The following is a 21,242-nucleotide window of genomic DNA, read 5'->3' on the forward strand; positions in this document are numbered from 1 at the left end:
TCCGGCGCGCGGCCCCTGTTCCGCTCGCCGTCACCATCGTACTCAGGCCGCCACCAGCATCGGGCTCGGTTCCGGTCCGCGGTTCGGGGGACGGCGAGGACGGCGTCAGGTCTCGGGGACGAGCCGCGCCACGGCCTCGACGTGGTGCGTGTGCGGGAACAGGTCGTGCCCGCGGACGTCGTCCAGCCGGTACCCGAGCTCGGCGAACGTGCCGACGTCGCGCGCCAGCGCGACGGGGTCGCACGCGACGTACACGACCTGGGCGGGCGCGAGCGCGGCGACGGACTCGACCACGTCCCTCCCGGCCCCGGCCCGCGGCGGGTCGAGCACGACGGTGCCGGCGGCGAACCGGTCCCGCTCGGTCCGCCCGACGGTGTCCAGCGTGCGCCGCAGCCAGCGGTCGACGCGCCCCGTCTCGGCACGCGCTCCGACCCATTCGGCGAGGTTCTCCTGGGCGTGCTCGGTCGCGGCCGCGGCGCTCTCGACGCTCGTGACGCGGTATCCACCTCCGACGAGGTCACCGAGCGCCGCCGCGAGCAGCCCGACGCCGCCGTACAGGTCGAGGTGGTGGCCCTGGGGGTCGAGCCGGTCCGGATCCACGGCGCGCCGGACGGCGTCGGTCAGGACCCGGGGTGCGGCACGGTGCACCTGCCAGAACCCCGTGTCGTCGACGGCGAACACCCGCTCGCCGACCCGTTCGTGCACGACGGTGGGTGCCTGCGCGTCGATGACGAGCCGACCCTCGCCCGACCCCTCCGACGGGGCCAGGACGTCGACCACGGCCGCGCCCGGCATGGTCCTCGCGCCGAGCGGTGCGGCCGCCGCGACGGCGGCCGCCGCGAGCGGCAGGTCGTGCACCGCGACGACGTGGTGCGAGCGCGCGGCGAAGGGGCCGGGCGTGCCGTCCTCGTCGACGTGCAGCCGGACGCGGGTCCGCCAGCCGAGACCGTCCGCGGCGTCGTCCCCGGGCGCGGCGACGACCTCGACGTCGGGCAGGTCGAGGTGCGCGAACCGCGCGAACGCCTCGACGAGGACCTGCTGCTTCAGGGCCCGCTGGTGCTCGAGTGCGATGTGTCCGAACTCGGCACCACCGGCCCGCTCGGCGGGATCGCGCTCGATCGCGGCGGCCTCCCAGACGTGCGGACGACGGTGCGGTGACGGCGCGAGCACCTCGACGGTGTCCGCGCGCCAGAACGACTTCTTCCGGTCCTCACCCACCCGGGCGACGACCCGCTCGCCCGGGATCGCGTCGGTCACGAACACGACGCGTCCCTCGTGCCGCGCCACCGTGATCCCGCCGTGCGCGATCCCGGTGACGTCGAGTTCGAGCAGCGTTCCGACCTGGTCACCCATGGAACGATGGTCGCATGCGCACCCGCCTGTACCTCGCGAGCACCTCCCCGGCACGGCGGGCCCTCCTGGCCCAGTCGGGGATCGAGCCCGTCCTCGTGGCGCCCGGCGTCGACGAGGAGTCCACCGCCGCCGCCGAGGCACAGCGCCTCGGTCGGGCACTCACGGGCCCCGAGCTCGTGTCGCTGCTCGCCGTCGCGAAGGCCCGCGCCGTCGCGGACCGGTCGATCGCCGGCTCCCCCGTGGACGGTGTCGTCCTCGGAGGCGACTCCACGTTCGAGGTCGACGGCCACCTGTACGGCAAACCCCACGACCCGGTCGTCGCGCGCGAGCGGTGGCGCGGGATGCTCGCGGCCGGCGGCGGCACCCTGTGGTCCGGCCACTGCGTCGTCGACCGCCGACGGGACCGGCCGGGAGGCTCCGGTACGGCCGCGTCGACGACCGCCGACGACCACGCGACCGGTGCGCATGCGGGACCGGCGGGCCGGGCCGGTGCCGTCCCTCCCGGCATGCGGATCGAGGGTGACACCGTCGTGGCGGTGGACGGTGCGCGGCTCACCTTCGCCGACGACGTCGACCCCGACGAGGTGGCGGCGTACGTGGCGACCGGCGAGCCGCTCGAGGTCGCGGGCGCGTTCACGATCGACGGCGCCGCCGCCGCGTACATCACCCGGATCGACGGTGCCCCGAGCGCGGTCGTCGGACTGTCGCTGCCCATGCTGCGGTCGATGCTCCGCCACGGCTTCGGCATCGCCTGGCACGATCTGTGGGCCACCGCCTGACCCGGAGGGCGTTGTAGCAACCGCACGGCCGGACCACGCCTTCTTTGTGCATGCCGGTCAATGGGGGCACCCGGGGCGCGAATACGCTGAGTTCTCATGCCCCGTATCAGCAAGGTCCTCATCGCGAACCGTGGCGAGATCGCGGTCCGGATCATCCGAGCGGCACGTGACGCGGGCAAGGCCTCGGTCGCCGTCTACGCCGACCAGGACCGTGACGCCCTGCACGCCCGCCTCGCCGACGAGGCCTACGCGCTGAACGGGACGACGAGCGCCGACACCTACCTCGTCATCGACAAGATCGTCTCCGTCGCCCGACGCTCCGGTGCCGACGCCGTGCACCCCGGGTACGGGTTCCTCGCCGAGAACGCGGACTTCGCCCGCGCGGTGATCGACGCCGGACTCGTGTGGATCGGCCCGTCGCCCGAGGCCATCGAGCGGCTCGGCGACAAGGTGTCCGCCCGTCACGTGGCGGAGGCGGTCGGCGCGCCGCTCGCACCCGGCACCATCGAGCCGGTCCAGGACGTCTCCGAGGTCGTGGCCTTCGCGGACGAGGTCGGCCTGCCCGTCGCCATCAAGGCGGCGTTCGGCGGCGGCGGTCGTGGCCTCAAGGTCGCCCGGACCCGCGAGGAGATCCCCGAGCTGTTCGACTCCGCCACCCGCGAGGCCGTGGCGGCGTTCGGACGCGGCGAGTGCTTCGTCGAGAAGTACCTCGACGAACCGCGCCACGTCGAGACCCAGTGCCTGGCCGACGCCGAGGGCAACGTCGTCGTCGTGTCGACGCGTGACTGCTCGCTGCAGCGCCGCCACCAGAAGCTCGTCGAGGAGGCCCCGGCACCGTACCTGACGCCGGAGCAGACCGAGCAGCTGTACACCTCTTCGAAGGCCATCCTGCGCGAGGTCGGCTACCTCGGCGCGGGCACCTGCGAGTTCCTGGTCGGTCGGGACGGCACCGTCTCGTTCCTCGAGGTGAACACGCGCCTGCAGGTCGAGCACACGGTGTCCGAGGAGGTCACCGGCATCGACCTGGTCCGCGAGCAGTTCCGCATCGCCGAGGGCGGCACGCTCGACTACCCGGACCCGGAGGCCCGTGGGCACTCGTTCGAGTTCCGCATCAACGGCGAGGACCCCGGCCGCAACTTCTTCCCCGCGCCCGGCCCGGTCCACGTGTTCCACGCCCCGTCCGGTCCCGGCGTCCGCGTCGACTCCGGCGTCGTCTCCGGCGACGTCGTCACCGGTGCGTTCGACTCGCTGCTCGCCAAGCTCGTCGTCACCGGGGCGTCGCGCGCCGAGGCGTTGGAGCGTTCGCGTCGTGCGCTGGCCGAGTTCGAGGTCACGGGCCTCCCGACCGTCCTGCCGTTCCACCGCGCCGTCGTGGAGGACCCGGCGTTCGCCACCGCCGACGACGCACCGTTCAGCGTGTACACCCGCTGGATCGAGACCGACTTCGTCAACGAGATCTCCGCGTGGTCGGGCGAGCCCGAGGCGCTCCCCGAGCCGCCGGCGCGCGAACGGGTCGTCGTCGAGGTCGCGGGCAAGCGGATCGAGGTCACGATGCCGAGCGTCGTCGGCGTCGCGGCGTCCCCCCGGCACCGGACCGCTCCCCCGAAGCGCCGCACCTCCACGGTCCGGGGCGGCGGCGCCGGTGGTCCGTCCGGCGCGAGCGTCACCTCGCCGATGCAGGCGACCGTCGTCAAGCTCGCCGTCGAGGAGGGCCAGGAGGTCGTCAAGGGCGATCTGCTCGTCGTGCTCGAGGCCATGAAGATGGAGCAGCCCGTGCAGGCGCACCGCGACGGCGTCGTGCGCGCCGTGAACGCGCCCGTCGGGCAGACCGTGTCCTCGGGACACGTGCTGCTCGAGCTCGCGTAGCGCGGCCCTGGTCCTCCACACGCCGGGAGGCGCGGCGCGGCTCCACACGCAGGGGCCGTCGACGAGCGCGCGGGCGAGGCGCATCTAGAGTTGTCGGCATGGCCACCACGACCAGCGAGAACCCCCTGAACGACCCCGCGGTCGACCCGTTCGAGGTCGCCCGTGACGCCGCCGCCGTGATCGCGGACCGCTCGGGCATCGAGCACCACGACATCGCCCTGACCCTCGGGAGCGGTTGGGCGAAGGCCGCGGACCTCCTCGGCGAGACCGTGTCCGAGGTCCCCGCCACCGAGGTCCCCGGGTTCAGCGCCTCCGCGGTCGTCGGACACACCGGAACGCTGCGATCCGTGCGGATGTCTGACGGGCGGCACGCGCTCGTCATCGGCGCTCGGACGCACTACTACGAAGGCCACGGCGTCCGCCGGGTCGTGCACAGCGTCCGCACCGCTGCCGCGACCGGCGCGTCGATCATGGTGCTCACGAACGGCGCGGGCGGCATCAAGGAGCACTGGAAGCCCGGCACGCCCGTCCTCATCAGCGACCACATCAACCTCACCGCGGACAGCCCGCTCGAGGGCGCGACCTTCGTCGACCTGACCGACCTGTACTCCGCACGGCTCCGCGCCGTCGCGAAGGAGATCGACCCGACGCTCGACGAGGGCGTGTACACGCAGTTCCGCGGGCCGCAGTACGAGACCTGGGCCGAGGTGCGGATGGCCCGGACGATCGGCGGTGACATCGTCGGCATGTCCACCGCGCTCGAGGCCATCGCCGCGCGGCAGGCCGGCATGGAGGTCCTCGGCTTCTCGCTCATCACGAACCTGGCCGCCGGGATCCAGAAGGAACCCCTCTCGCACGCCGAGGTCCTGCAAGCCGGCAAGGACGCCGAGCCCGTGATCGCCGACCTGCTCGCCCGGGTCGTGGCGGCACTGTGAGCGGCACGGTGTCCGGCGCGCACGACCCGGACGACGAGTCGACACGCGCAGCCCTGCTCGATGCCGCGACGCGCTGGCTCGACCAGGACCCCGACGACGAGACCCGCGCCGAACTCGACGCGCTGCTCCGTGCTGCGCGCGACGACGACGACTGGGCGCCGCTCGCGGACCGTTTCGGGTCACGCCTCGCGTTCGGCACGGCCGGCCTCCGGGGCGAGCTCGGCGCCGGACCGACCCGGATGAACCGCGTGCTCGTCACCCAGGCCGCGGCGGGACTCGGACGCTTCCTCATCGACTCCGGGCGCGTCCGCAGTGTCGTCATCGGCTACGACGGCCGCGTCAACTCCGACGTGTTCGCCCGCGACTCCGCCGAGGTCCTGGCGGGGCTCGGCATCGAGGTCACGCTGCTGTCCGAGGCCCTGCCGACGCCCGTGCTCGCGTTCGCCGTGCGGCACCTCGACGTCGGCGCCGGAGTGATGGTGACCGCGAGCCACAACCCGCCGCGGGACAACGGCTACAAGGTGTACCTCGGCCAGGGCGACCACGGCTCCCAGATCGTCCCACCCGTCGACGCCGAGATCGCCCAGGCCATCGACGCCGTCGCCGCGGGCGACATCCGTGACCTCGCCCGCAGCGATGCCTACGCGATCCAGGGCACCGAGGTCGTCGACGCGTACGTCGCCGCCACCGCCGGTCTCGTCGACGCACCCGCCCTGCCGCCGCAGGAGCAGCCGCGCGTCGTCTACACGGCCATGCACGGCGTCGGCTGGGCCACCGCCCGCCAGGTGCTCGCGGCTGCCGGGTTCGCCGAGCCCGACGTCGTCCCCGAGCAGATCGAGCCCGACGGGGCGTTCCCCACCGTGGCCTTCCCGAACCCGGAGGAGCCGGGGGCCATGGACCTGGCGCTGGCGCGCGGTGTCGAGCTCGACGCCGATCTCGTCGTCGCCAACGACCCGGACGCCGACCGCCTGGCGCTCGCGATCCCCGTTCCCGCCGACGACGGCTCCCGGTCCTTCCGGCGGCTCTCGGGCAACGAGGTCGGATGGCTGCTCGGCTGGCGTGCGGCGGAGCAGGCTGCTCAGGGTCGAGCTGGGCGGGCGACGGGTGACGCCGTGGACGAGGGCACCAGGCCGACCCTCGCCGCCAGCATCGTGAGTTCCCCCGCACTCCGGCACGTGGCGGAGCGGTACGGCCTGGACTACCGCGACACCCTGACCGGCTTCAAGTGGGTCTCCAGGGTCCCGGGCCTCGTCTTCGGGTACGAGGAAGCCCTCGGGTACCTCGTCGACCCGCAGGTCATCCGTGACAAGGACGGCATCTCGGCGGCGGTCGTGCTCCTGGGTCTGGCCACCGAACTCGCCGCTCGTGGCCGTACCATCGCCGACCGGTTGCAGGAGTTCGCCGACACGTTCGGTGCCGCTGGCTCGGGGCAGGTGTCCGTCCGTGTCGACGACCTCGACCGCATCGGACAGGTGATGTCCGCGCTCCGGGAGACGCCGCCGACCGATCTCGACGGCATCCGTGTCCTCGAGGTCACTGACTTCCGCGACGGCGTGGAGGGTTTACCGCCGTCCGACATCCTGCGCTGGGACCTCGACGGCGGCGCACGGGTGATCGTGCGGCCGAGCGGTACGGAGCCGAAGGTGAAGGTCTACATCGACACGGTGTCCTCCGAGGGCCCGGACGCCGCGGCGGTCCTCGTGCAGCGGATCGCGGACGCGGTGCGCCCCCTCGTCTCCTAGTCCCCCGGCCCCTGCCGCCGGAATGAACCGGAGCATTCCGGTCGAACACCCCGAGTGACGTGTTCAACCGGACGAAGGGCGTTCGACGTCTGCTTCCACGCTCGAACGCGCCGTCCCAGCGAGCCGGCGCTCGGGCAGTTGTCCACAGAAGTCGAACATCCTCGGAGCCGGTGGTCGGCTACCCGCCACACTGCTCGACATGGACGAGCTCGAGATCCTCGAAGGTGGCACGGCTGATCCGTCGGGCGACCGCGGCCGACGGCTGCTGCGAGCAGTTGAGCGCGGTAGAGCCGTGCGCCTCGCTCCCGGCCGCTTCGTCGCGGAGCCCGGGTGGAGCGCCTCGACACCCGCCGCGCGGCATCGCGCTCGGCTCCGCGCGGTCCTCCCGACCGTAGCCGAACGGCTGATCATCTCGCACGCGTCGGCGGCCGCCGTTCATGAGCTCCCGTGGGTCGGCGAGTTCCCGTCGGTCGTCACGTTCCTCGACCCCGAGCGACGGACCGGACAGCGTCGTACGGGAGTTCGCAAGGTCGGCGCCGCCGGCCGTGTCGTGTCGATCGATCGCTGGTGTGGCGCGCCGGTGACGGCCCTCGCGGCCACCGCTGTGGACATCGCGCTGGAGCCCGATCGACGCTCATCGCTGATCGTGCTGGACGCAGTCCTCCGTCGCGGCGTGCGCTCCGCGGACCTGACCCGAGAACTCCACGATCGACCCACTCCGCGTGCTGTCCGGAGAGCGGGGGATCTCGTCGCGTTGGCCGCCCCGGAGGCCGAATCACCGGGAGAGAGCGCCACTCGGCTGCTGATGCACGACCTCGGCGCCCCGACTCCGCTCCTCCAGGCCCGGTTCACGGACGCCCGCGGAACGATCGGCATCGTCGACTTCTGGTTCCCGGACCAGGGTGTCATCGTGGAGTTCGACGGCCTCGTGAAGTACCGCTCGCCCACGGTGCGTGCCGGGAGGACACCGGAGCAGGTGGTCATCGAGGAGAAGCGCCGCGAGGATCGTCTCCGATCGGTACCGGGTGTCCGGGCGGTCGTGCGCTTCGTCTGGGCCGACATCATGCCCGGCGGAGCCGCACCCGCCGTCCTCGCACGCATGGGATTGCTCCCGTCGGGGGGCCGCGCGCGCCGCGGTTGAACCGCCGACATCCGATCGAGCCGCGACATGCGGGGGTTCAAACGGAAGGAGCCGGTGCAATCGCGATCAGACGAGCGGGAGCGACCCGGCCGCGGTCAGCCGAGCGCTCGCTCGACCGCGGCCGAGATCTCCTGCTGGTCGAAGTGGTTCCGGATGACGATGACCTCGGCGTAGGTCCGTCCGATGGCCTCCACGAACTCCTCGCTCGTCAGGATGACCTGGGCGTCAGCCGCGACGTCCCGCACCGAGGCGACGTCGGCCGCGACGACGTCGGCGTCGAGCCCGAGGTCGGCGAGCGCCCGCTCCGCGTTGACCTTGAGGATCCCGCTCGAACCGATACCCGCACCGCAGATCGTCACGATCTTCATGCCGTCACCCCCATGATCTGCCGGACCTCGTCCGGGCTCTGCGCCGCCGCCAACCGATCGGTCACGGAGGCGTCGTTGAACAGGTTGGCCAGGGCGCCGATGGAGTCGAGATGCCCTCCGACGGACGCCACGGCGAGCCCGAGCACGACCCGAACGGGATCGTTGTGCGGATGCCCGAAGACCACCGGTGCGGCCAGGGTCACCACGGCGAGACCGTCGCGGTGCACCTCGGGACCCGGTCGGGCGTGCGCCAACGCCAGCCCGGGCGAGATCACGATGTACGGGCCGTGCTCCTCGACCATGGCGACCATCGACCGGCCGTAGGAGGGGTCCGTCGCTCCCGATGCCGCGAGCGCTCCGCCCGCGAGACCGATGGCCGCGCGCCAGTCCGCCGCCGTCTCGTGGATCACGACGGCGCTGTCAGGGAGCGGCGGGAGCGTGGCGGTCATGCCTCGGCGTGACCCGTGGTGATCGTCGCGATGATCTCCTCGCGGTCCTCGAGGGGCAGGAACGCTCCGAGCGCGGCGTTGATCTGGAACGCCGCGAGGTCGTCGAGGTCGTACCCGAACGTCGCGGCGAGGAGCGCGAGCTCCTTCGACAACGACGTGTCGCTCATGAGCCGGTTGTCGGTGTTGACCGTGACCCGGAACCCGAGCTGGTACAGCGTGTCGAACGGGTGGTCCGCCAGGTCGTCGCCCCAGGCCGCGATCGCCCCGGTCTGCAGGTTCGACGACGGCGACACCTCGAGCGGGATCTCACGGTCCCGCACCCACGACGCGATCTCGCCCAGGGCCGCGAGGGCCGAGCCGTCGGTGTCGGCGTCGGTGATCTCGACGTCCTCGAACACGCGGACGCCGTGCCCGAGCCGCAGCGCACGACCGTCGAGCAGCGCCGATCGGATGGAGTCGAGCCCCGCCGCCTCGCCGGCGTGCACGGTGACGGGCATGAACTGCGCCGCCAGGTAGTCGAACGCCGCACGGTGCCGCGATGCGGGGAAGCCGTCCTCGGCGCCCGCGATGTCGAAGCCGACGACCCCGTGGTCACGGTGCCGCACGGCGAGTTCCGCGATCTCGAGCCCGCGGTCGGCGTGGCGCATCGCGGTCACGAGCTGCCCGACGCGGATCCGCCCGCCAGCGGCGTCCACGGCTTCCTCGATGCCCTGCTGCACCGCCTCGACGGTCTGGTCGAGCGTCAGACCGCCCTGGAGGTGCTGCTCGGGCGCCCAGCGCACCTCGCCGTACACGACACCGTCGGCCACGAGGTCCTCGACGAAGTCCCGCGCGACACGCGTCAGTCCCTCGCGGCTCTGCATGACGGCGGTCGTGACGTCGAACGTCTTGAGGTACTCGACGAGCGACCCGGAGTTCGACTGGTCCGCGAACCAGCGCCCGAGGTCGTCCGGGTCGGTCGTCGGCAGGGACACTCCGGCCGCGTCGGCGAGCTCGACGATGGTCGTCGGGCGGAGGCCGCCGTCGAGGTGATCGTGCAGGGACACCTTGGGCAGGTCGTTGATCACCGCCCCGCCGTCCGGGAGCCGGTAGGTCTGGTCGGGGGCGCTCATGCCCCCAAAGCTACCGGCCGATGCGCTCCCGCACGATCGAACCGCGCTCCGGCGCGGTGTCCCCGATCCCCCAGGCGCCCTCGAGCGCATCGAGGGCCCGGTCGAAGCGCGCGGGCTCGTCGGTGTGCAGCGTGAACAGGGGCTGCCCTGTGGTCACGGCGTCGCCCGGCTTCGCGTGCAGCTCGACCCCGGCGCCCGCCTGCACCGGGTCCTGCGCGCGCGCACGACCGGCACCGAGCCTCCAGGCCGCGATGCCGAACGGCAGCGCTCGCTGCTCGGTGAGCACGCCCGAGCGCGGCGCGGTGACGACGTGGGTCTCGCGAGCCGTCGGGAGTGGCGCGGACGGTTCGCCGCCCTGCGCGGCGATCATCCGACGCCAGGTGTCCATCGCTCGTCCGTCCGCGAGCGCGGCGGCCGGGTCGGCGTCGGGCAGGCCGGCGAGCTGCAGCATCTCGGTCGCGAGCGCGAGCGTCAGCTCGACGAGGTCGGCCGGACCGCCGCCGGCGAGGACCTCGACGGACTCACGGACCTCGAGCGCGTTGCCGATGGTCCGGCCGAGGGGGACGTCCATGTCCGTGAGCAGTGCCGTGGTGGCGACGCCGGCGTCCTGCCCGAGTTCGACCATCGTGCGGGCGAGGGCCCGGGACTGCTCGATGTCCTGCAGGAACGCGCCGGACCCGAACTTGACGTCGAGGACGAGCGCGCCCGTCCCCTCGGCGATCTTCTTGCTCATGATGCTCGACGCGATGAGCGGGATGCACTCGACCGTGCCGGTGACGTCGCGGAGCGCGTACAGCTTCTTGTCCGCCGGCGCGAGACCGGACCCGGCCGCGCACACGACCGCGCCGACCTCGGCGAGCACCTCACGCATCCGGGCGTTCGACAGCGAGGCCTGCCAGCCGGGGATCGACTCGAGCTTGTCGAGGGTGCCACCGGTGTGCCCGAGTCCACGGCCGGACAGCTGCGGCACGGCGACGCCGAACGACGCGACGAGCGGGGCGAGCGGCAGGGTGGTCTTGTCGCCGACGCCACCGGTCGAGTGCTTGTCCACCGTGACCTTGCCGAGTCCGTCGAACGACATGCGTTCGCCGGACGCGATCATCGCCAGGGTGAGGTCGCGCACCTCGCGCCGGTCCATGCCGTTGAGGAAGATCGCCATCGCGAGCGCCGCCATCTGCTCGTCGGCGACGTACCCACGGGTGTAGGCGTCGACGAGCCAGTCGATCTCGGCGGTCGACAGCGTGCCGCGGCCCCGCTTCGTGCGGATGAGGTCGACGGTGTCGAACGGCTCCACGGCGGTCACTGGTGCTCCGCCCGGTAGGTCGCGAGGGTCCGCGGCCCGAACGCGTCCGGCAGGACCTCGTCCATCGTGCGGACGCCCGACACGGTCTCGAGCAGCATCCCGTCCGCGGAGTGCTCGAAGAGCAGCTGCCGGCAGCGCCCGCAGGGCATGAGCACGGAGCCGCTGCCGTCGACGCAGGTGAACGCGACGAGCCGGCCACCGCCCGTCATGTGGAGCTGGGACACGAGCGAGCACTCGGCGCAGAGCGTCACACCGTACGAGGCGTTCTCGACGTTGCAGCCGGCGACGACGCGGCCGTCCTCGGTGATCGCGGCGGCCCCGACGGGGAACGACGAGTAGGGCACGTACGCGTGGCCCATCGCCTCGGTCGCGGCCGCCCGCAGGGCGTCCCAGTCCACGTCGGCCGGGAGGGACGGGGCCGCCTCCGCTGCGTGCGCGGACTGGGTGGCGGGGTCGGTTGCGGACATGCGGTGTGCCTCCCGGCGGAGCAGGTCGCGGCCGATCGCTCCCCCTGGGGGGCGGCCGCGGTGGATCAGGACTTGATGTACGGCTTGCCGGACGCGGCTGGACCGCGGGACTGCCCGACGAGTCCGGCGACGGCGAAGATCGTCACGACGTACGGCAGCATGAGCAGGAACTGCGTCGGCACCGGCGAGTGGATCGCCGCGAGCAGGTTCTGCAGATTCGAGGCGAACCCGAAGAGCAGCGCGGCGAGCGTCGCCTTGATCGGGTCCCACCGACCGAAGATGACGGCAGCGAGGGCGATGTACCCGGCACCGGCCGTCATGTCCTTCGCGAATGGGCCCGCGTTCCCGAGGGTGAAGTACGCACCGCCGAGACCGGCGATCGCGCCCGCGAGCGAGACGTTCCAGAACCGGGTGCTGGTGACGTTGATGCCCACGGTGTCGGCCGCCTGCGGGTGCTCGCCGACGGCCCGGAGCCGGAGGCCCCAGCGGGTGGTGAACAGGCCGATCGTGACCGCGGCGACCGCGATGTACATGAGGTACACGATCACCGACTGGTGGAAGAACACCGGGCCGATGATCGGGATCGCGGAGAGTCCGGGGATCTCGATCGCCGGGAACCGCACGCCGACGTTGAGCGCCGTGTCGGTCGCGAGGACCTTGGAGTAGAGGAACCCGGTGAGGCCCGAGACGAACGCGTTGATGACGACGCCGACGATCACCTGGTCGACGAGGTACTTGATGCTGAACGCCGCGAGGATGAACGACACGAGCACCCCGGCGATCACCGCGGCGACGAGTCCGACCCACGCCGAACCGGTGATGCTCGCGACGACGGCGGACGCGAACGCACCGGCGAGGAACTGCCCCTCGATCGCGATGTTCACGACACCGACGCGCTCGGAGATGACACCGCCGAGCGAGCCGAAGATGAGCGGGGCGGACAGGCCGAGCGCGCCGACGAGCAGACCCGGGACGGGGATCGTCGAACCGGGCGAGGCCCACGTGAGGAACGCGATGACGAAGGCGATCGCGAACAGCACGGTCACCCAGGTCTGCACCTTCCGCGACCGTGCTGCCCGCCACGTGGCGTAGGCGGTCCCGATGGCGAGGAGGACGATGACGACGATGCCGGTCCCGGTCGCGGGGAGCGGCACGGCGGGCAGCTGCACGAGGTCGTGCACCGACGCGAGCTCGAACGTGGACGTGCCGGGCTTGTGGAACACGCCGAACAGCACGAGTGCGAACAGCGTGAACACGCCGTACCCGATCGGTGCCTTCCAGCTCCGGACGGCCGTCACCGGACGGTCCGCGGCGGACGCGGCCGGCGCGGTGGCGTTGGGGGCGAGGACGCTCACGCGGCGACCGCCTTCCGCTTGGTGCGGCGAGCACCCGGCTGCGGGATCCGGAAGATCGCGCGGACGAGCGGCGGGGCCGCGATGAACAGGACGATGAGCGCCTGGATGACGCTGACGATGTCGATGGGGATGTTCTGGCTGGCCTGCACGTAGCTGCCGCCGGCCTTGAGCGCACCGAACAGCAGACCGGCCCAGAAGACGCCCCACGGCTTCGAGCGACCGAGCAGCGCGACCGTGATGGCGTCGAACCCGATGCCCGCGTCGATGCCCTGGTCGTACCCGCTGGTGACCGCGGCCTGCACCTGGTAGGCCCCGGCGATGCCGACGAGGGCCCCGGAGATCACCATGGCCCAGAGCGTGATGCTGCCGACGTCCATGCCGGCGACGCGCGCCGCACGGGGGTTCTCGCCCACGGTGCGGAAGCGGAACCCCAGCGTCGACCGGCTCATGAGCCACCACGTGAACACGACGGCCGCGATGGCGATGAGGATCCCGATGTCGACACCGGTCCCCTGGCCACCGATGAGCGTCGGGAGGACCGCGGACGGCAGCGTCGGCGATGACTGCGGGTTCGCGCTCCCGGGCGCCTGGAGCAGCCCCTTCGTGCCGAGGCCGTACTCGAGCAGGTACAGCGCCACGTAGTTGAGCATGATCGTGACGATCACTTCGTGCGCGCCCGTGCGGGACTTCAGCACGCCCACGATCCCGCCCCAGATCGCACCGCCGACGATGCCCGCGACGACCGTCAGCGGGATGTGCACGATCGCCGGCATGTGGAACGAGTACCCGAACCAGGCGGCGGAGGCGGCGCCGACGAGGATCTGCCCCTGGCCGCCGATGTTGAACAGTCCGGAGCGGAACGACACCGCGACCCCGAGGCCCGCGACGATGAGCGGCGTGGCGAAGTCGATCGTCGTCCAGAGCGACGCGATGCCCGACGAGAAGGTCGACTGGCCCGGGTCGTACACCGCGCCGTCGAACATGCTGAGGAACGCGCCGCCCACGCTGTGCCCGATCGCCACGAAGGTGTCGGAGGGACGGGCGAAGAAGTAGCCCATCGCCGTCGTGACCGTCTTGTCCGTGATGGCGATGAGGATGCCGCTGGCGACGAGCGCCAGGACCACGGCCAACACCGTGACGAGGACCGAGCCGCCCAGGATCCCGCGCAGCGCCGCCGACCAGCGGTCCCCGCCGTCGTCGGCGGTCTCGGTGGTCAGCGACGTGCCCGCCTCGAGGTCCTGCAGGCGGTCGTCGGTCTGGAGGTCCGGTTCGGCCGCCGTCGTCGGCGTCCGGGTGTCGTCGGTCATGCGGCGAGTTCCGTCCCGGCGGGGAGTTCCCCCGCCATCATGAGGCCGAGCACGTCACGCGGGGTGTCCGCCGGGACGATGCCGATGATGGTGCCGCGGTACATCACGGCGATGCGGTCGGCGAGCGCGACGACCTCGTCGAGCTCGGTCGAGACGACGATGACGGGGACGCCCTGGTCGCGCGCGGCGACGATGCGCTTGTGCACGAACTCGATCGACCCGACGTCGATGCCGCGGGTGGGCTGCGCGGCGACGAACAACCGGAGGTCGCGGCTCAGCTCGCGTGCGATGACGACCTTCTGCTGGTTCCCGCCCGACAGGCGTCCGACGGCGGTGGTCCGGCTCGGCGTCCGGACGTCGAACTCGGCGATCTTGTCGTCGGCGAAACGGTCGCGCTCGGCGGACCGGATCGTGCCCGCGCTGGCGAACTGGGACGAGGACGTGCGGTCGAGGATGAGGTTGTCGGCGATCGAGAACTCGGCGACGAGGCCGTCCTCTTGTCGGTCCTCGGGGACGAAGCCCACCCCGGCGTCGAGCACCTTCTTGACGCTCGCGTCGGTGATGTCCCGGCCGTCCAGGGTGATGGTGCCCGCGTGCACGGTCTCGAGCCCGAGGATGGCCTCGGTCAGCTCGGTCTGGCCGTTGCCCTGGACGCCCGCGATCGCCAGGATCTCGCCACGTCGGACCGAGAACGACAGGTCGTCGACGAGGACGTGGCCCGCTGCGTCGGTCACCGTGAGGTCGCGGACCACGAGGGCGTCCGCCCCGGGTGTGGCCGGGGCCTTGTCGACGACGAGCTCGACGCTGCGGCCGACCATGAGCGCGGCGAGCTCGGCGTTCGACGCGGTGGGCGAGGCCTCGCCGACGACGCGTCCGAGCCGCACGACCGTGATGCGGTCGGCGACCTCGCGGACCTCGCGGAGCTTGTGGGTGATGAACACGATCGCCGTGCCGGCCTCGCGCAGCTGCCGCATGATCGACATGAGCTCGTCGGTCTCCTGCGGGGTGAGGACCGCGGTCGGCTCGTCGAACACGAGTACCGAGGCGTCGCGCGACAGGGCCTTGATGATCTCGACCCGCTGCTGGACGCCGACCGGCAGGTCCTCGACCTTGGCGTCGGGGTCGACGTCGAACCCGAAGCGCTCGGAGATCTCGCGGACGCGCTTGCGGGCGCCCGCGAGGTCGAGACGGCCGCCGAAGGTCGTGGGCTCGTGTCCGAGCATGACGTTCTCGGCGACGGTGAACACCGGCACGAGCATGAAGTGCTGGTGGACCATCCCGATGCCGGCGCGCATCGCGTCGCCCGGGCCGTCGAAGTGCTGCACCGTGTCGTCGAGGAGGATCTCGCCCTCGTCCGCCTGGTACAGGCCGTAGAGGACGTTCATGAGCGTGGACTTGCCCGCGCCGTTCTCACCGAGCAAGCAGTGGATCTCGCCCGGCTCGACGGTGAGCGAGATGTGGTCGTTCGCGACGAGGGCGCCGAAGCGCTTGGTGATGCCGCGGAGCTCGAGCTTCATGGGCCGGATTCTATTTCTCTCGGGAGTCGCGCTGGGGTGGGCGCGGGTCCGCTGGTGGAGGGCGGCGCCGCCGCGGTGGTCCCGTGGTGGGCGCACGAACGCGGGCGGACGGCCGGAGCCGCCCGCCCGCGACGGGGTGTTACTTGACGTTCGACTGGGTCGCGACCTTGATCTTGCCGCTGATGATCCCGGCCTTGATCGTCTTCAGCTCGCCGGCGAGCGAGGAGTCGACCTTGGACGAGTAGTCGTGGAACGGGGCGAGCCCGACGCCGTCGTTCTTCAGCGTGCCGACGTACGGGGCGTTCGAGTACTTGCCCTTGCCCGCGGTCTCGACGACCGAGGTCGTGGCCTGTCGGATGCCTTTGAGGACGCTCGTCAGGGCGATGCTCTTGTAGCGCGGGTCCGCGGTGTAGAGGTCGCTGTCGGCGCCGATGAGGACGCTGCCGTTCTTGGCGTCGTTGATCGCCTCGGCCGCGGACTGGTAGATCGGGCCACCGACGGGGAAGATCACGTCGGCGTTCTGGTCGAGGAGCGACTGTGCCACCGACTTGGCCTGCGTGCCGGCCGAGAAGCCACCCGTGAACGAACCCTGCTGCGTCTTCTCGTTCCAGCCGACGACCTTGACGTCCTTGCCGTGCTGCTGGTTGTAGTACTGGACGCCGTCGTAGAAGCCGTCCATGTAGATGGTCACGGTCGGGAGCTTCTGGCCGCCGAAGGTGCCGACCACGCCGGTCTTCGAGTAGCTGGCCGCCGCGTACCCGCCGAGGAACGCCGCCTGCGAGGTGTCGAACGTGATCGGCTTGATGTTCTTCGACTGCAGGGTGTCGTCGATGATCGCGAAGTTCGTCTTGGCGTTCGACGCGGCGTTCGACTTCGTCGCGGCCTCGAGGTTGAAGCCGACCGTCACGATCAGGCTGCACTTCTGGCTGAGGAGGGTGCGGATGTTCGGGTTGTAGTCGTTCGAGTCCGTCGACTGCACCGTCTTCGGGGTGACGCCGAGCGACTTCGCCGCGTCCTGCAGGCCGTCGTAGCCGAGCTGGTTGAACGAGTGGTCGTCGAAGCCGCCGTTGTCCGAGACCATGCACGGCAGGAAGTCCGACTTCGAGCCCGACGCACTGGACGACGACGGGGCGGCCGAACAGCCGGCGAGCATCGTCACGGTGCCCAGCAGGGCCAGGCCGCCGAGCGCGAGCTTACGGGTGCTGAATGTCACGGGATGTCCTCCACAGGGGTGCAGCCCGGCTCTGCGCACCGGGCGATCGGAAGGACAGTACACGACGGTCCGGCCGGTGCAGGACCGCTCCGGCCGGGGGCTGGGCACCGTTGCCCGATCGCGACGAACCTGTAACGCGCTCGTAACGCTGGTACCCCGGACGCGGGCACCGGGGTACCAGCGCGGACTCCGACGTGGCGTGGCTACAGCACGTCGTCGCGGCCGCTGATCTTGAGCGCGTCGACGACGCCCTTGACCCGCTGCGCGTTGGCGCTCGTCGTGACGAGCAGCGCGTCCGGGGTGTCCACGACCACGATGTCGTCGACGCCGATGAGCGAGATGAGCCGGTCGCTGTGGCTGACCACGATGCCGCTCGACGAGTCCGCGAGGATGCGGGCGTTGTCCCCGAGGACGGCGAGGTTGTGCGGTCGGCCGCCGGACTGCAGCTTGGCGAGCGAGGCGAAGTCGCCGACGTCGTCCCAGTCGAAGTCCCCGGGCACGACCGCCATGCGCCCGGCCGCCGCGGCGGGCTCGGCGACGGTGTAGTCGATCGCGATCTTCTTGAGTCGCGGCCACACCTGGTCGACGACGGCGCCGCGCGAGGACGTGTCCCACGCGGCGGCGAGCTCCTCGATCCCGGCGAGGAGTTCCGGTTCGCTCCGCCCGATCTCCTCGAGCAGTCGGTCCGCCCGGGCGATGAACATCCCCGCGTTCCACATGTAGGAGCCGTCTGCGACGTACGCGGTCGCCGTCTCGAGGTCGGGCTTCTCGACGAACGACTGGACGGCGTGGACGTCCTTCGCCGAGTCGACGTGGATCCGCTCCCCCGCGTGGATGTAGCCGAAGCCGATCGCCGGCTCGGTCGGGGTGATGCCGATCGTCGTGATGTACCCGGCCTCGGCCGCGACCACGGCCTCCCGGACGGACCGGCGGAACCCGCGGACGTCACCGATCACGTGGTCGGCCGCGAACGAGCCGATGACGACGTCGGGCTCGCGGCGGCGCAGGATCGCGGCGGCGAGGCCGATCGCGGCGGTCGAGTCCTTCGGTTCGCTCTCGAGCACGACGTTGTGGTCGGCGAGACCGGGGAGCTGGCGTTCGACGGCGGCGCGGTGCGCACGGCCGGTGACGACCATGATGCGTTGGTCGCCGCTCAGCGGGGCGAGGCGGTCCCAGGTCGACCGGAGCAGGGACGCGCCCGTGCCGGTCAGGTCGTGGAGGAACTTCGGCGCGTCCGCCCGGGACAACGGCCAGAGTCGGGAGCCGATGCCACCGGCGGGGATGATGGCGTAGAAGCGCTCGAGGTCGTCGGTCATCCGGTCACCATATCGGCGGGGGCGGCACGAGCGGCAGGGGCATCGGCCGCCGGTCCGGGAGGCGGGCCCCCGTCCCCGGATCGCCACGGCCCGTTCACGTGGTCACCCCCGGACGGCATGGCACGAGGAGGTCGGTGCCCGGCCGTAGGATGGTCCGTGTTCCACACGAACACGAACGGCAACGGCCGCCGATCGGCGGCCGAGCATCCCACGGGAGGGCGCGCTCATGGCCGAGCAGACCGCTGTGCACGACGAACCCGGTGGCGCGACGGCAGTCGCGGCGCCGGTCGGTCCCACGTCGGCACCGACACCGCGACCACCGCGGACCCCGTCGGGCACGCTCTACCGCGGCGGCGCCGGCATGTGGTCGTGGGTGCTGCACCGCATCACGGGCGTCGCGATCTACTTCTTCCTGCTCGTGCACATCCTGGACACGGCCCTCGTCCGACTCTCGCCCGCCGCGTACGACGCCGTCATCGGCACGTACAAGACGCCGATCATGAACCTCGGCGAGACCGGCCTCGTGATGGCGATCGTCTTCCACGCGATCAACGGCCTGCGCATCGTCGCGGTCGACTTCTGGAGCAAGGGACCGCAGTACCAGCGGCTCATGTTCTGGATCGTGGTCGGGATCTGGGTGGTGCTGATCGCGGGCTTCCTGCCGACCCAGATCATGAACCTCGTGGCCGACCTGCACTGAGCGGAGGAGATCCGATGACCACCGAGACCGTCGAGGCCCCGCGTTCCGCCACGGCCGCCCGCCGCACCACCAACTGGGAGAAGTGGGGCTGGATCTACATGCGCGCGTCGGGGATCGTCCTCGTCGTGCTCATCTTCGGGCACCTGTTCATCAACATGGTCGCCGGGGGTGGCGTCAAGCAGATCGACTTCGCCTTCGTCGCCGGCAAGTGGGCGAGTCCGCTCTGGCAGGTGTGGGACACGCTCATGCTGTGGCTCGCGCTCATCCACGGCTCGAACGGCATGCGCACGATCATCAACGACTACGTCGGCCGACCGGCCGTGCGGCGCACGCTGCTCGGCGCCGTGCTCGTCGCGTGCGTCGTGCTGATCGCGCTCGGCACGCTCGTCTGCTGGACGTTCGACCCGTGCCCCGCGGGTGCCGCGGCCGCCGACCTGCCGTCGTTCTGCCCCGCGCACTGAGCTCCGCCCTCCTGACCACATTCGAGAGAAGTCCGTGACCGACACCACCGCTGCACCCACGAGCTCCGTCGTCGACGGGGTCCACCACCACCAGTTCGACATCGTCATCATCGGCGCGGGAGGCGCCGGCATGCGAGCGGCGATCGAGGCCGGCCCGCAGGCGAACACGGCCGTGATCTCGAAGCTGTACCCGACGCGATCCCACACGGGCGCGGCGCAGGGCGGCATGGCGGCGGCTCTCGCCAACGTGGAAGAGGACTCCTGGGAGTGGCACACGTTCGACACGATCAAGGGCGGTGACTACCTGGTCGACCAGGACGCCGCCGAGATCCTGGCGAAGGAGGCCATCGACGCGGTCATCGACCTCGAGAACATGGGGCTGCCCTTCAACCGGACGCCCGAGGGCAAGATCGACCAGCGTCGGTTCGGCGGCCACACGCGCGACCACGGCAAGGCGCCGGTGCGCCGCGCCTGCTACGCGGCGGACCGCACGGGCCACATGATCCTGCAGACGCTGTTCCAGAACTGCGTCAAGCTGGGCGTCAACTTCTTCAACGAGTTCTACGCCCTCGACCTCGTCATGGCCGAGGTCACGGGCGACGACGGCGTCACCCGCGAGCAGCCCGTCGGCGTCGTCGCGTTCGAGCTCGCGACGGGCGAGCTCCACGTGTTCCACGCCAAGGCGTTGATCTTCGCGACCGGCGGGTTCGGCAAGATCTACAAGACGACCTCGAACGCCCACACCCTCACCGGCGACGGTGTCGGCATCGTGTGGCGTTCCGGCCTGCCGCTCGAGGACATGGAGTTCTTCCAGTTCCACCCGACGGGCCTGGCGGGCCTCGGCATCCTGCTCACGGAGGGCGCCCGCGGTGAGGGCGCGATCCTCCGCAACGCCTCCGGCGAGCGCTTCATGGAGCGCTACGCACCGACCATCAAGGACCTCGCGCCCCGCGACATCGTCGCCCGGTGCATGGTGCAAGAGGTCGCGGAGGGCCGCGGGGCCGGCCCGAACAAGGACTACGTCCTGCTCGACTGCACGCACCTGGGGGCCGAGGTCCTCGAGACCAAGCTCCCGGACATCACCGAGTTCGCGCGCACGTACCTCGGTGTCGACCCGGTGACGGAGCCCGTGCCGGTGATGCCGACCGCGCACTACGCCATGGGGGGCATCCCGACGAACACGAACGCCGAGGTCCTGCGGGACAACGACACCGTGGTGCCGGGCCTCTACGCCGCCGGCGAGTGTGCCTGCGTGTCCGTGCACGGGTCGAACCGGCTCGGCACGAACTCGTTGCTCGACATCAACGTGTTCGGCAAGCGGAGCGGCAACAACGCGGCGGCCTACGTGCAGACCGCGGAGTTCGTCCCGCTCCCCGAGGACCCGGCGGGCAACGTGCGCCGCATGCTCGAGCAGCTGCGGGCCTCCACGGGCACGGAGCGCGTGGCGAGCCTCCGCAAGGAGCTGCAGGACGAGATGGACAAGAACGCCCAGGTGTTCCGCACGGACGAGTCGCTCGCCAAGGTGACGGCGACCATCCACGAGCTCCGTGAGCGGTACCTCCAGGTCTCCGTCCAGGACAAGGGCAAGCGGTTCAACACCGACCTGCTCGAGGCCGTCGAGCTCGGGTTCCTGCTCGACCTCGCCGAGGTCGTCGTGTTCTCCGCGCGGAACCGCAAGGAGTCCCGTGGCGGCCACATGCGCGACGACTACCCGAAGCGCGACGACGAGAACTACATGCAGCACACCATGGCGTACCTGACGGGCGATCCGCACTCCTCGCTCGCCGACGACCACATCACACTCGACTGGAAGCCCGTGGTCATCACGCGGTACCAGCCGATGGAGAGGAAGTACTGA

General features: G+C 71.3%; 19 protein-coding genes. 8 read left to right on the forward strand and 11 right to left on the reverse strand.

Annotated elements, in window-relative coordinates:
* Positions 1-105: 105 nt before the first annotated feature.
* Positions 106-1,353: a class I SAM-dependent RNA methyltransferase gene (locus DEI86_RS08090; protein WP_111049258.1), complete on the reverse strand. Its 1,248-nt coding sequence runs from the start codon at positions 1,351-1,353 to the stop codon at positions 106-108.
* Between the two features lie 14 nt (positions 1,354-1,367).
* Between DEI86_RS08090 and DEI86_RS08095 the strand changes: the two genes are divergently transcribed.
* The 5 genes from DEI86_RS08095 (at position 1,368) to DEI86_RS16290 (ending at position 7,816) form a co-directional block, all read left to right on the forward strand.
* Positions 1,368-2,132, forward strand: coding sequence for a nucleoside triphosphate pyrophosphatase (locus DEI86_RS08095; protein ID WP_111049259.1), 765 nt, complete (start codon positions 1,368-1,370; stop codon positions 2,130-2,132).
* A 96-nt stretch (positions 2,133-2,228) separates the two neighbouring features.
* Complete coding sequence (locus tag DEI86_RS08100; protein WP_111049260.1) at positions 2,229-3,998, forward strand: biotin carboxylase N-terminal domain-containing protein; 1,770 nt, start codon at positions 2,229-2,231, stop codon at positions 3,996-3,998.
* Between the two features lie 98 nt (positions 3,999-4,096).
* Entirely contained in the window at positions 4,097-4,933 is an 837-nt protein-coding gene (locus tag DEI86_RS08105) for a purine-nucleoside phosphorylase (protein ID WP_111049261.1), read from the forward strand.
* On the forward strand, positions 4,930-6,675 hold the full coding sequence (locus DEI86_RS08110; protein ID WP_375342166.1) for a phospho-sugar mutase: 1,746 nt from the start codon (positions 4,930-4,932) through the stop codon (positions 6,673-6,675). Before DEI86_RS08105 ends, DEI86_RS08110 begins: the two co-directional genes overlap by 4 nt.
* An 805-nt stretch (positions 6,676-7,480) precedes the next feature.
* Positions 7,481-7,816 carry a hypothetical protein gene (locus tag DEI86_RS16290; RefSeq protein WP_146244887.1) on the forward strand — a complete coding sequence of 112 codons (336 nt, stop codon included), beginning with the start codon at positions 7,481-7,483 and terminating at the stop codon, positions 7,814-7,816.
* A 95-nt stretch (positions 7,817-7,911) separates the two neighbouring features.
* Here the strand turns inward: DEI86_RS16290 and DEI86_RS08120 are convergent, their stop codons facing one another.
* The 10 genes from DEI86_RS08120 to DEI86_RS08165 form a co-directional block, all read right to left on the reverse strand.
* On the reverse strand, positions 7,912-8,184 hold the full coding sequence (locus DEI86_RS08120) for a PTS sugar transporter subunit IIB (protein WP_111009516.1): 273 nt from the start codon (positions 8,182-8,184) through the stop codon (positions 7,912-7,914).
* Positions 8,181-8,633 carry a PTS sugar transporter subunit IIA gene (locus DEI86_RS08125; RefSeq protein ID WP_111009515.1) on the reverse strand — a complete coding sequence of 151 codons (453 nt, stop codon included), beginning with the start codon at positions 8,631-8,633 and terminating at the stop codon, positions 8,181-8,183. Before DEI86_RS08125 ends, DEI86_RS08120 begins: the two co-directional genes overlap by 4 nt.
* Complete coding sequence (locus tag DEI86_RS08130) at positions 8,630-9,745, reverse strand: adenosine deaminase (RefSeq protein ID WP_111009514.1); 1,116 nt, start codon at positions 9,743-9,745, stop codon at positions 8,630-8,632. The genes DEI86_RS08125 and DEI86_RS08130 overlap by 4 nt, the downstream gene beginning before the upstream one ends.
* 10 nt (positions 9,746-9,755) lie before the next feature.
* The gene (locus DEI86_RS08135; protein ID WP_181439735.1) at positions 9,756-11,048 is read right to left on the reverse strand and encodes a thymidine phosphorylase; all 1,293 of its coding nucleotides are present in this window, start codon (positions 11,046-11,048) and stop codon (positions 9,756-9,758) included.
* The gene (locus DEI86_RS08140) at positions 11,045-11,584 is read right to left on the reverse strand and encodes a cytidine deaminase (protein ID WP_258376494.1); all 540 of its coding nucleotides are present in this window, start codon (positions 11,582-11,584) and stop codon (positions 11,045-11,047) included. The genes DEI86_RS08135 and DEI86_RS08140 overlap by 4 nt, the downstream gene beginning before the upstream one ends.
* The gene (locus tag DEI86_RS08145) at positions 11,581-12,870 is read right to left on the reverse strand and encodes an ABC transporter permease (protein WP_111049263.1); all 1,290 of its coding nucleotides are present in this window, start codon (positions 12,868-12,870) and stop codon (positions 11,581-11,583) included. The genes DEI86_RS08140 and DEI86_RS08145 overlap by 4 nt, the downstream gene beginning before the upstream one ends.
* Positions 12,867-14,177, reverse strand: a complete 1,311-nt coding sequence (locus DEI86_RS08150) for an ABC transporter permease (RefSeq protein WP_111049264.1) — start codon at positions 14,175-14,177, stop codon at positions 12,867-12,869. Before DEI86_RS08150 ends, DEI86_RS08145 begins: the two co-directional genes overlap by 4 nt.
* Positions 14,174-15,694 (reverse strand): ABC transporter ATP-binding protein, encoded by a 1,521-nt coding sequence (locus tag DEI86_RS08155; RefSeq protein WP_111036621.1) that lies wholly within the window; start codon positions 15,692-15,694, stop codon positions 14,174-14,176. The genes DEI86_RS08150 and DEI86_RS08155 overlap by 4 nt, the downstream gene beginning before the upstream one ends.
* Before the next feature lie 139 nt (positions 15,695-15,833).
* Positions 15,834-16,907 carry a BMP family protein gene (locus tag DEI86_RS08160; protein WP_111009508.1) on the reverse strand — a complete coding sequence of 358 codons (1,074 nt, stop codon included), beginning with the start codon at positions 16,905-16,907 and terminating at the stop codon, positions 15,834-15,836.
* A gap of 203 nt (positions 16,908-17,110) precedes the next feature.
* The gene (locus tag DEI86_RS08165) at positions 17,111-18,223 is read right to left on the reverse strand and encodes a mannose-1-phosphate guanylyltransferase (protein ID WP_111009507.1); all 1,113 of its coding nucleotides are present in this window, start codon (positions 18,221-18,223) and stop codon (positions 17,111-17,113) included.
* 226 nt (positions 18,224-18,449) lie between these two features.
* Between DEI86_RS08165 and sdhC the strand changes: the two genes are divergently transcribed.
* From sdhC to sdhA, 3 genes are read left to right on the forward strand one after another with little or no spacing between them, the layout of a single operon-like run.
* Positions 18,450-18,923: a succinate dehydrogenase, cytochrome b556 subunit gene (sdhC, locus tag DEI86_RS08170; protein WP_111049265.1), complete on the forward strand. Its 474-nt coding sequence runs from the start codon at positions 18,450-18,452 to the stop codon at positions 18,921-18,923.
* Positions 18,924-18,937: 14 nt separating this feature from the next.
* Complete coding sequence (gene sdhD / locus DEI86_RS08175; RefSeq protein WP_111036622.1) at positions 18,938-19,384, forward strand: succinate dehydrogenase, hydrophobic membrane anchor protein; 447 nt, start codon at positions 18,938-18,940, stop codon at positions 19,382-19,384.
* Between the two features lie 34 nt (positions 19,385-19,418).
* Positions 19,419-21,242 (forward strand): succinate dehydrogenase flavoprotein subunit, encoded by a 1,824-nt coding sequence (sdhA, locus tag DEI86_RS08180; RefSeq protein WP_111009504.1) that lies wholly within the window; start codon positions 19,419-19,421, stop codon positions 21,240-21,242.

Source organism: Curtobacterium sp. MCBD17_028 (genome assembly GCF_003234875.1).
In the GTDB taxonomy this organism is placed as follows: Bacteria; Actinomycetota; Actinomycetes; order Actinomycetales; family Microbacteriaceae; genus Curtobacterium.